We start from the raw sequence: 12,497 nt of genomic DNA, 5'->3' as shown, positions 1-12,497 counted from the left end.
ATAAGTACAAATCTGGCTGATTAATTGTTTACGCTTTTGGCATCTTTTATGGCTGCAACAACATCGAAAAAATGGTTTGCTGTTTATACCCGGCCCCGCTGGGAAAAGAAGGTGCATAAGCTTTTGGAAGAAAAGGGCATTGAGAATTATTGTCCGCTGAATAAAGTTCATCGCAAATGGAGCGACAGGATAAAAATTGTTGATGAACCGCTGTTTAAATCGTATGTGTTTGTTAAAGTAAATGAGGACGAAAAAACGCAGGTACGAATGACAGAAGGGGTGGTGAATTTTATATATTGGTTAGGAAAGCCGGCCATCATCAAAGAAAAGGAAATAGAGACCATTAAACGGTTTTTAAACGACCATCACGATGTGGAAGTTCGTCCTGTTGAGATAGAGGAGGGAAAGAAAGTAATGGTGAAAGGCGGCATTCTGATGGGTAAGGAGGGAACGATAAAGAAGGTATTACATAAAAAAGTAGAAGTGGTTATCGAAAGTATAGGGTTTATTCTTACGGCATATGTCGACAAGTCAAAAATTGCACTGCTTAATAAATGAATAAGCTCCGGTTTGCTATTATAGGGTGTGGACGAATTGCCCAACGGCATGCGGCGCATATCAGGAACAGAGGAATATTAGCAGCAGTTTGTGATGAAGTAAAAGAGAAAGCAGATCAGCTGGCAAAGGAATACGATGCCATTGCTTATTATAACGTAGATGAACTGCTTAAAGCAGAGACTGGTTTAGACGTAGTATCAGTTTGTACGCCTAATGGACTGCATGCTGAACACAGCATAAAAGCATTACAGGCAGGATTTCATGTGTTGTGCGAAAAACCGATGGCATTGACAATTGAAGATTGCGGAAAGATGATAGCCGCTTCCGATAAAGCGGAAAAGCGATTATTTATCATAAAACAGAACCGGTACAACCCACCAGTAGTGGCTGTAAAAAAAGCCCTTGATGAAGAACGGCTTGGGAAGATCTATAGCATTCAGCTTAATTGTTTTTGGAACCGGGGAGCAGATTATTATGCAAACTCCTGGAAGGGAACTAAAAAGCTGGACGGAGGCACCTTGTTTACACAGTTCAGTCATTTTATAGATCTTTTATTGTGGATGATTGGTGATGTAAAGCACGTGCAATCAATGATGGCTAATTATGCGCACCAGGGCATTATTGAATTTGAAGATACAGGTGTGGTAACGCTGCAATTTGTAAATGGTGCTATCGGTACCATCAATTATACAGTGAACAGTTATTCAAAAAATATGGAAGGTTCGCTGACCATCTTTGGCGAAAAAGGAACGGTGAAGATAGGTGGCCAATATTTGAATGAGCTGGAATACCAGCATATTGAAGATTATAGGATAGCCGATTTACCCGCAGGCAACATTGCCAATGAATATGGTAATTACGTGGGGTCAATGAGCAATCATGATAAGGTATACGATAATCTTATAGATGTATTGCTGCACAATGGGGTAATGACAACCAGTGCCTGGGAGGGGTTGAAAACGGTTTCTGCTATTGAGAAAATTTATAGTTCCGCAACGCATATATGAACCAACCTGTTTTATTATCCGCTCAAATACGTGACGTTTCTTTTGGAAAAGATGTAAAGGTGGTTCAGCCGGTTAATTTGTATGATTGTAAGATCGGTGATGATTGTTTTATAGGTCCTTTTGTTGAAATACAAAGTAATGTGGTGGTGGGGAATCGTACGCGGGTACAGTCGCATAGCTTTATTTGTGATGGAGTTACTATTGGGGAGGATTGTTTTATTGGACATGGTGTGATGTTTGTTAATGATCTGTTCTCAAAAGGTGGCCCCGCCGGAGATAGAAATGCCTGGAAAACAACCGCCATCGGAAACAAAGTATCAATAGGATCAAATGTTACTTTATTGCCAGTATCAATATGTGATGACGTGGTGATTGGGGCAGGAGCGGTGGTTACAAAGGATATAAAAGAAAAAGGAATTTACGCTGGTAATCCGGCGAAGATGATACGTACACTGTAGCAAAGTTTAATTAGTCATTAATACTCTATCAATATGTTGCAAACGCCCGTATCCGGTTTTATACAGGCTTGTATTTTTGTAGTAGTTGTAATGTTCATGGGTTCTTGTACCAGTCCTAAAAAGGCAAGGCAGGAATTGAAATACCTTGATGGTAATCTAAATATTCCGGAAAATTTACAGGTGGCGACAAAAGAAGCCGTTATTCAAAAAGGCGATCTTCTTAGCATTTATGTATATAGTGATAATCCGGAAGCAACTGACATGTTCAACCAACAAATTACCAAAACAGTAAGCAGTGTTCCCGGCTATTTAGTAAATGCGCAGGGTAACATTCGTTTTCAAACTTTGGGAGAATTGCATGTGGAAGGGTTAACCAAGAATCAGCTAATGGATACAATGGACCTGAGGTTAAAAACTTATCTTACCAATCCATATACTGATATCCGCTTTCTGAATTTTAAAGTAAATGCGTTGGGTGAAGTGGCCAGGCCCGGGCCATATTCAATTCCGGAAGAAAAGGTCACGATTCTTGAACTACTCGGTTTGGCTGGTGACCTTACAATATATGGAAGAAGGGATAGCGTTTTAGTAATAAGAGAAAAAGACGGTAAGCGGGAGTTTGGTTATCTTAATTTAAAAGACCCCAAAGTATTTCAGTCACCGTATTTTAACCTGCAGCAAAACGACGTGGTTTTAGTTAAAGCAAATAAAAGAAGGCCAACAGGAAGCGAACAGGAGTTGTCCCGCAATCTTACGATATTGTCTGCAATAGCTAGCATTGTATCAATTGGTGCCCTGCTGTATAGCATCTTTAAGTAAAAACGGCTACGGGGGGCCAGCAGCAGTACACCTTTAACAATGCAATTTTATACTCTTATCAAACAGTTGAAATGAACACTCAGGAAAGCAAAAGCGTAAAAATATCGATGAAGGATTTTATGATGCGTTATGTGCGATACCTTCCACTGTTTGCTTTTTCAGTAAGCTTGGCACTGATAATTGCATATGCCTATTTACGCTATACTACTCCTTTATATAGTGCCCGCGCTACTATGCTTATTAAAACCAACCAATCATCTGGGGGCTTAGGAAAGGAGTTTGACGAGGTTTACTTTACTGGAGGACGTGGTAATGTAACTAATGAAATAGAGATATTAAAGTCTTTGACACTTGCGAAAAGAGTAGCCGCTTCATTAGGACTGCAAAAAAAATACTACGTAAAGGGTAATATCAAAACCACATTAAACTATCCGGTTGGACCAGTTTCATTGGGTATTGTGAAATTGACTGATAGTTCGAAACCAATAGGTTTTGAGATTAACATTGTTAATGATAACGAGTTTGCTTTTGTAAATGCTCCAGCTGTAAAGTACCAGTTTGGACAGCCGTTTGAATATCCAGGAGGTAAATTTATAATTTCAAAGAATACTGCACTGATCAATAGCTTAAAGTACAAAGAACATATTCTTACCTGGGAGCCGCTGGAAAGTGCGGCCTTTAATGTATTGGGCGGGTTAGGTGTCGCAGCAGTTAAAGATCAATCGAACATTTTAACAATAACTTATTTAGGTACACATCCACAGCTAAGTAGAGACATTTTAAACCAGTTGATGGAAGAATACAGTAAGCAGAATATTGAGGATAAGAATCAAACGGCAGCTCGTACTGTTTCTTTTGTAAATGAACGTTTGAATTTAATTACCAGGGAATTAGGCGATGTTGAAAAAGATCTGCAAAAATTCAAACAACAACATGAGGTAATAAACCTTCAATCCCAGTCACAACTGTATTTAAGCAATCAATCAGATCTTGATAAACAAATATCCCAGTTGGAAGTTCAAAAGCATGTTATTGGCTACCTCCAGGAATACATGGGAAATGAACAAAATAACTATCAGGTAGTGCCAACCAGTTTGGGAATTGCAGATCTTACCCTGCAGGGGTTAATAGGTCAATACAATGAAATACAGTTAAAGCGGGAAGCACAATTAAGAACTACAACGGCAAATAACCTTACCGTAAAGGGTATGGAAGGACAACTGGAAAAATTACGTAATAATATCCTGGAGAACCTGAATAATGTGAAACGCACTTTTGATTTACAGATTAACTCATTAAATCAAAAGAATCAGCAATATAATTCAAGGATAAGCTCTGTACCGATCAAAGAAAAAGAATTGCTTGAGATTACAAGGCAGCAGGGAATTAAACAAAGTCTTTATTTATTTCTATTACAAAAGCGGGAGGAAACGGCCATTTCGCTGGCGGCCACTGTATCGAACTCACAGATTGTTGATGCCGCTATTGGCAGCGACATGCCTGTTTTGCCAAGTCCCAAAAATGTGAAAATGCTTGCAGTATTTTTGGGGTTAATAGTTCCGATAGGATTTATATACATAAGAGAATTATTAAACGATAAGATCGTTGGCCGGCCCGATATTACAAAAATCACAGATGCTCCTATTTATGGAGAAATCGGTCACTCGCATGATAAAGAGACCTTGCTGGTACGAAAGAACAATCGGGATGTAATTACTGAACAGTTTCGCATGATCCGCTCCAATATTCAATACATGGTAAATAATACCAGTAACCCTGTAATCCTGGTAACCAGTACGTTCAGTGGAGAGGGAAAGTCGTTTATAAGTGTAAATACAGGTGCTGTTATAGCGCTGGCGGGTAAAAAAACAGTGGTTCTTGAAATGGATATCCGGAAACCTAAAATTTCTAAGAACCTCGATCTTTCACGGTCAAAGGGCATTAGTAATTTCCTTGTTGGCAATGTTCCTGTTGAGTCACTGCCTCAACCGGTACCGGATGTAGAAAACCTATATGTAATTTCCTGCGGGCCAATACCACCCAATCCATCAGAGTTGCTTTTGAGTGAAAAATTGGCTGATCTGTTTAATTACTTAAAAAAAGCATTTGATGTAGTGATCATTGATACGGCTCCTGTAGGATTGGTAAGCGATGCATTTACAATAGGTAAGTATGCCGATAGTACCTTGTATATTGTTCGAATGGGTTATACTTTGAAAAAGCAAATGAACTTTATAGAGGAAATATATAGCACCAATAAATTACCGCGTGTTGGATTGTTGGTTAATGATATAAAAGCTTCGTCTCATTATTATAGCTACGGAAATTATGGAAGTTACGGATATAGCTATGGCTATGGTTATAACAATTCAAATGGCTATTACGATGAAAGCTCAAATGGTACTGGCAAAATGAAAAGGTTATTTAGGAAAATGCTTAAGCCCTTAAAGAAATAGTATTGATAAAGAAAAATTTAGCTAAGTAATTACCATGAGTGAAACACTTTCACATAAACAGGAGCAATGGGATGTAGTTATTGAGCCCAAAACACATTTACTACAGCTTAATTTAAAGGAAATTTGGCGCTACCGCGATCTACTACAATTATTTGTAAGGCGCGATTTCGTTGCTCAGTATAAACAAACAATTCTCGGCCCTATATGGCATATCATTCAGCCGATATTTACAACATTGATATATCTGCTTATTTTTGGTCAAATAGCAAATATACCTACTGACGGAATTGAGCCTCCTATTGTATTTTATATGAGCGGAATTACAATTTGGAACTATTTCGCTGCCTGCCTTACCAGTACCTCCGCTACTTTCACTGCCAATGCATCAATATTTGGTAAAGTTTATTTCCCAAGGATGGTTTTACCCCTTTCCGTTGTTATCTCAAACATTGTACGATTTGGTATACAGTTTCTTTTGTTGCTGGCATTTATGTTTTTTTACTATTTTAAGGGATATCCTATTCATGTGAGTTTTGCCTGGTTATTCATTCCTGTGCTGATAATAATGATGGCAGGCATAGGGCTTGGCCTCGGTATCATTATTTCATCCCTTACTACCAAGTACCGCGATTTTGCCGTATTACTCACATTTGCCATTCAATTGGGAATGTATGCAACACCGATTGTATATCCATCGTCGTTTTTGCGAAACACTTCCTACAAATGGATAATTGAAATTAACCCCCTGAGTTCTATTGTCGAATGCTTTAGGTATTCACTTTTCGGTAAGGGAACATTTACCGCCGGAGACCTTGCCTATAGCGGGATATTTATGTTGGTGGTACTATTTATTGGTACTGTTATTTTTAATAAAGTCGAAAAATCCTTTATGGATACTGTGTAATTCATTTATCGCAGTTCGTTATTATATTCACATCATGAGCAGAACAGTAATAAGCGTTGAACATTTATCCAAAGAATATAAATTGGGTCAAATTGGTACCGGTTCAATAGCCCATGACATCAATCGCTGGTGGTATCGGATGCGGGGAAAAGAAGATCCTTATTTGAAAATAGGAGAGGAAAATGATCGTACCAAAAAAGGTAATAGCGAATATGTATGGGCTTTGAACGATATAAATTTTCAGGTACAGGAAGGGGAGCTATTGGGTATTATCGGTAGAAATGGTGCCGGTAAAAGCACCCTTTTAAAGATATTAAGCAAAACAACAAGCCCTACTAAGGGATGTGTTAAGATACGAGGACGCGTAGCCAGTTTACTTGAAGTTGGTACCGGATTTCATCCGGAATTGTCGGGCAGGGAAAATATTTTTCTGAATGGCGCTATACTGGGTATGACGAAGGGTGAAATTAGGAGAAAGTTTGATGAGATCGTTGATTTTGCGGGGGTGGAACGTTATATCGATACCCCTGTAAAACGATATAGTAGTGGAATGTATGTACGGCTGGCTTTTGCTGTAGCTGCCCATCTCGAACCTGAAATTTTAATCGTGGATGAGGTGCTTGCCGTAGGCGATGCAGAGTTTCAGAAAAAATGCCTTGGCAAAATGCAGGATGTAAGCTCCAAGGAAGGTAGAACTGTTCTTTTTGTAAGCCATAATCTTACAGCGGTTAATACACTTTGTGAAACCGCCGTATACATGAAGAATGGCCGTATCGCAAAGCAGGGGAATGCCCTTGATGTAATAGAGTTGTACTCAAAGACCGAAAGTGAAGTTATAAACCATAAAAAATGGCCAGAGGGTGAAAGACTGGGTGATGATGTATCAGAAATTGTAGAGGCAAGATTGGTAGATAAAGACAGAAATACGATTACAGTGGCGCATACTGATCAGCAAATAGGAATAGAATTTACATATCGTGTTAAAAAGCAGGGGTCGCAGCCTGTTCCCAATATGCATGTATTCAATATGCAGGGAGATAATGTTTTTGTAAGCGCCGAAAAATCGAATCCTGTATTGGGAGTGCCGGGAACATATACAACTGTTATGTGGATTCCTGACCATTTGTTAAATGACGGCCGGTACCTCGTCGGTCTTGCTACATCCACGTTTGTGCCCGAGAAAGTACACTTTTATGCAAAAGAGGCACTTATATTCGATGTGGTGGAGGATATGGAAAAACGCGATATGGATTACCGGGGAAAAATGCCGGGTGTTATTCGTCCAAAATTGAACTGGGAAACTATAAAACTGGATTAGTATGAAAGTGGTAATTTTCGCAGGTGGCCTGGGCACCCGTTTAGCAGAAGAAACTGATATCCGGCCCAAACCCATGGTTGAAGTAGGAGGTAAGCCAATATTGTGGCATATCATGAAGATCTACAGCCATTATGGATTTAATGAATTTATCATTTGCCTGGGCTATAAGGGCTTTTTTATAAAGGAATATTTCATGGATTATTATATGCATAACTCTGATATGACTGTGGAGTTAAACAGTAATAAAGTGGATATCCATTATACGCAAACCGAATCATTTAAAGTAACCCTTGTTGATACGGGGTTAAACACCAAAACGGCCGGCCGCTTGAAGCGGATACAAAAATATGTAGGCAACGAAAAGTTTATGCTTACTTATGGCGATGGTGTTTGCGACGTAAATATCCATGACCTGGTAAAATTTCATGAGGCGCATGGTAAAATAGCTACTGTCACTGCTGTTCAACCCGAAGCCCGTTTTGGAGGAATGGATCTTGGAGAGAATGGAAATGTCAACATCTTTAAAGAGAAACCTTCGGGCGATGGGAAATGGATCAATGGCGGCTTTTTTGTGTTATCACCTGAGGTCTTTACTTATCTCGATGAACATTCCGATGTAACAATGTGGGAAGATGGTCCCCTCGAAAAACTCAGTAAGAATAGTGAATTGATGGCGTATCGGCATAAAGGTTTTTGGAAGTGCATGGATGCGCTGCGTGATAAAATTGAATTGGAGCAGATCTGGAATACCGGAAAAGCAAATTGGAAAGTTTGGTAAACTAATAAGAATGTTATTAAGTAACAGTTATAAAGGGAAAAAGGTTTTCTTAACCGGGCACACCGGCTTTAAAGGAAGCTGGTTGCTTACATGGCTGCACCTGCTCGGGGCACAGATAAAAGGCTATTCATTAGCGCCGCTTCTCAGTCAACAACTATATTCATCGATTAAAGGGGATGAGCTTTGTGATTCAGTGATCGCCAATATACTTGATGCTGAAAAACTTGAAAAAGAGATCATAGATTTTGAGCCTGATATTATCTTTCACCTGGCTGCACAACCGCTGGTTCGTTATTCATATGAAGAACCACTGGACACATTTAATGTAAATGCCATTGGTACGGCCAATGTACTAAACGCGGTACGAAAGCTGGAAAAGCCTTGTCAGGTAGTAGCTATAACAACCGACAAAGTTTATTACAATACAGAATCAGATTATGCCTATAAGGAAACCGACCGCCTTGGAGGATATGACCCTTATAGTGCCAGTAAGGCTGCCGCTGAAATTATTATCGATAGTTATCGAAATTCTTTTTTCAATTCCAAAGATGTGGCACAGCATAGTAAATCAATTGCTGTTGCACGTGCGGGTAATGTAATTGGCGGCGGCGATTGGGCTAAAGACCGGATTATTCCAGATATTATACGGGCCCTGCAAAATCAGGAACCTGTTCAGGTTCGTAATCCAAAAGCAATAAGACCCTGGCAGCATGTAATAGAACCCTTGTTTGGTTATTTACTGTTGGCATCAAAAATGGCTAATGATCCGGTTCAATATGCAGGCGCTTATAATTTTGGCCCCGTTAGCGATGATTGCTGGGAAGTACAGAAAGTCGTAAATAAAGCTATCGAAGTATGGGGTGGGGGAAAGTTTCAAACCCCATTAGGAGACTATAAGGCCGTACACGAAGCCGGCATATTAAAACTCGACATTGACAAAGCCAGACAACAATTGAATTGGCAACCTGTATTTAATGCAGGGGAAGCGATTGAAAAGGCTGTCTTATGGTATAAAAATTTTACCGGTCCCAATGCACTTGACCTCATGCAAAAGGATATTACTCATTACGAACAACAATTACTGACCACTCAACCTGCATGAAATTTACAGCACTTCCTTTACAGGGCGCATACCTGATTAAGCCAGAGGTATACAGTGATGGGCGTGGCCATTTTTTCCGGTATTTCTGTAAGGATGAGTTTACACAAATTGGCCATACGAAGGAATGGTTACAGTGTAATCATTCTTTTACAAAAACAAAAGGCTCAATAAGAGGAATGCACTTCCAGTTACCGCCGCATAGCGAAATAAAAATGGTAAGGTGTATAGCAGGACAGGTACTGGATGTAATTGTTGATCTGCGAAAAGATTCTCCGACTTTTTTACAATGGAATAGTGTTGAGCTGAGTGCTGAAAATCGCAACATGCTTTACATTCCGGAAGGATTTGCTCATGGGTTTCAGACACTAACCGATAATTGCGAACTTCTCTATCATCATACAGCGTTATATAAGCCAGGAGCAGAAGGTGGGTTACGGTTTAATGATCCACGCTTGGGAATAAACTGGCCGATCACGCCAACTGTAATATCAGAGCGGGATCATAACCATACTCTGGTGGACAACTTTTTTGAAGGAATTAAAATCTGATTATGCATTGTAGATTTTGTAAAACAAAGCTGGAACATGAATTTATAGACTTAATTAATGCTCCTGCTTCTAATTCTTTTTTAAGAAAAGAACAATTGAACGAACCAGAAACATATTACCCGTTAAAGGTAATGGTATGTCATAGCTGTTTTTTAGTGCAGGTAGATGAATTTAAATCATCTGAAAGCATATTTAATAATGAGTATGTATATTTTTCATCTTACTCAACCACCTGGCTGGCCCACGCAAAGAAATATGTAGAAATGGTTACGGAACGATTTGGTCTTGGGACACAGTCATCAGTGATGGAAATAGCCTCGAACGATGGTTACTTATTGCAATATTTTCTCGAAAAAAAAATACCGGTACTGGGTATTGAACCCACTGGCAACACTGCCGAAGTAGCAATTAAAAAAGGCATTCCTACTATTACTGAATTTTTTGGAACCGAACTGGCTAACAAGCTGGTTAAAGAAGGTAAACAGGCTGACCTTTTCCTGGGTAATAATGTATTGGCCCATGTTCCGGATATTGTTGACCTGGTAAAGGGGATGAAGATTGTGTTAAAACCAGAGGGCGTGATCACTATGGAATTTCCTCATCTGCTGCAGCTGGTTATTCATAATCAGTTTGACACTATCTATCATGAACATTTTTCTTATCTGTCATTATACACCATTCAAAAAATATTTGCCGCACAAGGGCTTACTATTTTCGATGTGGAGGAATTGCCAACCCATGGAGGTTCCTTGCGTATTTTTGCCAAACATGAAGAAAATTCACGCCAGCCTGTTACTGACCAGGTAGAAAAAATTCTTCAGAAAGAATTGAAAGAAGGCATCAATAACCTGGAGTATTACAAAAATTTTCAACAACGCGCATTACATGTAAAGCTCGATCTGCTTAATTTTTTAATTGAGCAAAAAAAGAATGGCAAACGTGTTGCTGCATACGGTGCTGCTGCAAAAGGTAATACCCTGTTGAATTATTGTGGTGTGAAGTCTGATCTTATTGAATTTGTTGTAGATGCCAACCCTAATAAACAGAATAAATTTTTACCTGCCAGCCACATTCCCGTGGTAAACGAAGCTTTTTTAAAGCAACAACAGCCTGACTTTGTATTGATACTTCCCTGGAATATCAAAGAAGAAATTGTTAAGCAGTTAGATTATATACGTACATGGGAAGGAAAATTCGTAACCTGCATTCCGGCCTTAACTGTAATTTAAATGGCAAATCATTTTCACTCTTCAGTTTTTATTGGGCCCTGGGTCGAAATTGAAGTATCGAGCAGGGGGTCACATACCTATATTGATGAAAATAGCAGGATCGATAATTTTGTGAAGATTAAACATGTTGGGGGCAGTGGTGATATTAGAATTGGTAAACATGTTTATTTAAATTCAGGAACGGTATTATACTCGGGTAATGGTATTACTATAGGTAATGATGTTTTAATAGGTCCAAACTGCTCCATAGTTCCGACTAATCATAATTTTTCTGAAATAGATAAGCCGATACGATTACAAGGTTTCATGCCATCAAGAGGTGGAGTAGTTATTAATGACAATGTATGGATCGGCGCAGGTGTTACCATTCTTGATGGAAGTGTTATAGGAGAAGGATGTATTATTGGCGCCAATTCACTTGTAAGAGGAGTTTTAGAGCCATATACAATTTATGCTGGTAACCCGGTTCAAAGAATAAAGAAGCGATAATGAAATTTACTATTTTAGGAAGCTCTGGGTTTGTTGGATCCCACATAGTAAAAGAATTAAAACAAAGCCAGGCAGAATATTATGCACCCGCCCGAGATGAAAATCTTCTTGACAAAGACCTTGGAAATGTAATTTATTGTATAGGACTTACTGCTGATTTTAGAAAACGGCCATACGATACCATTGAAGCGCATGTTTGTAAACTTAGGGAAGTATTAAAGGAATGTAATTTTAATTCCCTTACATACCTTTCATCTACGAGGCTTTATATTCATAATAAGGATCTTGAAATGGTAGATGAACAGACGCCGATTCCTGTTAATGTTACGGACCCATTCGATCTTTTTAATGTTTCAAAGCTAACTGGCGAGTTATTAACATTGAATTGTGGAAGGGAGAATGTTCGGGTTGCAAGACTTTCCAATGTGTATGGTTTTGATTTTAGTTCTGAAAACTTTATCACATCTATTATCAAGGATGCTGTAGCTGAGAATAAAGTAACGCTTAGAACAACCCCAGACTCGTCAAAAGATTACATTAGCATACATGATGTAGTTCAGTTGTTAATTAAAATATCACTGCATGGTAGAAACTCGATTTACAATGTAGCCAGCGGTAATAATACAAGCAATCTTGATGTGTTAAATGTGTTGAAACAGGAAACCGGATGTGATATTGACTTTAGCCCTTCTGCAGAAAAAATAACTTTCCCAGGCATTAATATAGATAAAATAAAAACTGAGTTCGGTTTTCATTCACCTCACAGGCTTACTGATGATTTAAAAGAAATCATATTTCGATATAAGTTAAGCGTAACTAAGAGTTAATTTT

General features: G+C 38.9%; 13 protein-coding genes. All 13 read left to right on the top strand.

The window, feature by feature from the left end:
- The first annotated feature begins 48 nt into the window (after positions 1–48).
- The 13 genes from BMX95_RS01670 to BMX95_RS01610 all read left to right on the top strand — a co-directional run bounded on the left by BMX95_RS01670 (position 49) and on the right by BMX95_RS01610 (position 12,493).
- On the top strand, positions 49–558 hold the full coding sequence (locus BMX95_RS01670) for a UpxY family transcription antiterminator (RefSeq protein ID WP_081199224.1): 510 nt from the start codon (positions 49–51) through the stop codon (positions 556–558).
- Positions 555–1,565: a Gfo/Idh/MocA family protein gene (locus tag BMX95_RS01665; RefSeq protein WP_081199226.1), complete on the top strand. Its 1,011-nt coding sequence runs from the start codon at positions 555–557 to the stop codon at positions 1,563–1,565. The genes BMX95_RS01670 and BMX95_RS01665 overlap by 4 nt, the downstream gene beginning before the upstream one ends.
- Complete coding sequence (locus BMX95_RS01660; protein WP_081199228.1) at positions 1,562–2,023, top strand: acyltransferase; 462 nt, start codon at positions 1,562–1,564, stop codon at positions 2,021–2,023. Before BMX95_RS01665 ends, BMX95_RS01660 begins: the two co-directional genes overlap by 4 nt.
- Before the next feature lie 33 nt (positions 2,024–2,056).
- The gene (locus BMX95_RS01655) at positions 2,057–2,842 is read left to right on the top strand and encodes a polysaccharide biosynthesis/export family protein (protein ID WP_081199230.1); all 786 of its coding nucleotides are present in this window, start codon (positions 2,057–2,059) and stop codon (positions 2,840–2,842) included.
- 71 nt (positions 2,843–2,913) lie between these two features.
- Complete coding sequence (locus tag BMX95_RS01650; RefSeq protein ID WP_081199232.1) at positions 2,914–5,298, top strand: GumC family protein; 2,385 nt, start codon at positions 2,914–2,916, stop codon at positions 5,296–5,298.
- Positions 5,299–5,332: 34 nt separating this feature from the next.
- Positions 5,333–6,202 (top strand): ABC transporter permease, encoded by an 870-nt coding sequence (locus tag BMX95_RS01645; protein WP_081199234.1) that lies wholly within the window; start codon positions 5,333–5,335, stop codon positions 6,200–6,202.
- Positions 6,203–6,236: 34 nt separating this feature from the next.
- Entirely contained in the window at positions 6,237–7,520 is a 1,284-nt protein-coding gene (locus BMX95_RS01640) for an ABC transporter ATP-binding protein (RefSeq protein WP_081199237.1), read from the top strand.
- Position 7,521: 1 nt separating this feature from the next.
- Positions 7,522–8,298, top strand: a complete 777-nt coding sequence (gene rfbF, locus BMX95_RS01635; protein WP_081199239.1) for a glucose-1-phosphate cytidylyltransferase — start codon at positions 7,522–7,524, stop codon at positions 8,296–8,298.
- Positions 8,299–8,308: 10 nt separating this feature from the next.
- Positions 8,309–9,400, top strand: coding sequence for a CDP-glucose 4,6-dehydratase (gene rfbG / locus BMX95_RS01630; protein ID WP_081199241.1), 1,092 nt, complete (start codon positions 8,309–8,311; stop codon positions 9,398–9,400).
- Positions 9,397–9,948, top strand: a complete 552-nt coding sequence (gene rfbC / locus BMX95_RS01625; RefSeq protein WP_081199243.1) for a dTDP-4-dehydrorhamnose 3,5-epimerase — start codon at positions 9,397–9,399, stop codon at positions 9,946–9,948. Before rfbG ends, rfbC begins: the two co-directional genes overlap by 4 nt.
- A gap of 2 nt (positions 9,949–9,950) precedes the next feature.
- The gene (locus tag BMX95_RS01620; RefSeq protein ID WP_081199245.1) at positions 9,951–11,177 is read left to right on the top strand and encodes a class I SAM-dependent methyltransferase; all 1,227 of its coding nucleotides are present in this window, start codon (positions 9,951–9,953) and stop codon (positions 11,175–11,177) included.
- A complete protein-coding gene (locus tag BMX95_RS01615) occupies positions 11,178–11,666 on the top strand; it encodes an acyltransferase (protein ID WP_081199247.1) in 489 nt (162 codons plus the stop codon).
- Positions 11,666–12,493, top strand: a complete 828-nt coding sequence (locus BMX95_RS01610; RefSeq protein WP_081199249.1) for an NAD-dependent epimerase/dehydratase family protein — start codon at positions 11,666–11,668, stop codon at positions 12,491–12,493. The genes BMX95_RS01615 and BMX95_RS01610 overlap by 1 nt, the downstream gene beginning before the upstream one ends.
- Positions 12,494–12,497: the final 4 nt, after the last annotated feature.

This window comes from Niastella yeongjuensis, from assembly GCF_900110245.1.
In the GTDB taxonomy this organism is placed as follows: Bacteria; Bacteroidota; Bacteroidia; order Chitinophagales; family Chitinophagaceae; genus Niastella; species Niastella yeongjuensis.
This window is presented reverse-complemented; position numbering and strand designations above follow the sequence as displayed.

What these genes read in the sequence shown, in the direction of transcription:
- BMX95_RS01615 (WP_081199247.1), top strand. Translation starts at nt 11,178, where the DNA reads ATGGCAAATCATTTTCACTCTTCAGTTTTTATTGGGCCCTGGGTCGAA.
- BMX95_RS01610 (WP_081199249.1), top strand. Translation starts at nt 11,666, where the DNA reads ATGAAATTTACTATTTTAGGAAGCTCTGGGTTTGTTGGATCCCACATA.
- BMX95_RS01645 (WP_081199234.1), top strand. Translation starts at nt 5,333, where the DNA reads ATGAGTGAAACACTTTCACATAAACAGGAGCAATGGGATGTAGTTATT.
- BMX95_RS01640 (WP_081199237.1), top strand. Translation starts at nt 6,237, where the DNA reads ATGAGCAGAACAGTAATAAGCGTTGAACATTTATCCAAAGAATATAAA.
- rfbG (WP_081199241.1), top strand. Translation starts at nt 8,309, where the DNA reads ATGTTATTAAGTAACAGTTATAAAGGGAAAAAGGTTTTCTTAACCGGG.
- BMX95_RS01665 (WP_081199226.1), top strand. Translation starts at nt 555, where the DNA reads ATGAATAAGCTCCGGTTTGCTATTATAGGGTGTGGACGAATTGCCCAA.
- BMX95_RS01670 (WP_081199224.1), top strand. Translation starts at nt 49, where the DNA reads ATGGCTGCAACAACATCGAAAAAATGGTTTGCTGTTTATACCCGGCCC.
- rfbF (WP_081199239.1), top strand. Translation starts at nt 7,522, where the DNA reads ATGAAAGTGGTAATTTTCGCAGGTGGCCTGGGCACCCGTTTAGCAGAA.
- BMX95_RS01660 (WP_081199228.1), top strand. Translation starts at nt 1,562, where the DNA reads ATGAACCAACCTGTTTTATTATCCGCTCAAATACGTGACGTTTCTTTT.
- BMX95_RS01655 (WP_081199230.1), top strand. Translation starts at nt 2,057, where the DNA reads ATGTTGCAAACGCCCGTATCCGGTTTTATACAGGCTTGTATTTTTGTA.
- rfbC (WP_081199243.1), top strand. Translation starts at nt 9,397, where the DNA reads ATGAAATTTACAGCACTTCCTTTACAGGGCGCATACCTGATTAAGCCA.
- BMX95_RS01620 (WP_081199245.1), top strand. Translation starts at nt 9,951, where the DNA reads ATGCATTGTAGATTTTGTAAAACAAAGCTGGAACATGAATTTATAGAC.
- BMX95_RS01650 (WP_081199232.1), top strand. Translation starts at nt 2,914, where the DNA reads ATGAACACTCAGGAAAGCAAAAGCGTAAAAATATCGATGAAGGATTTT.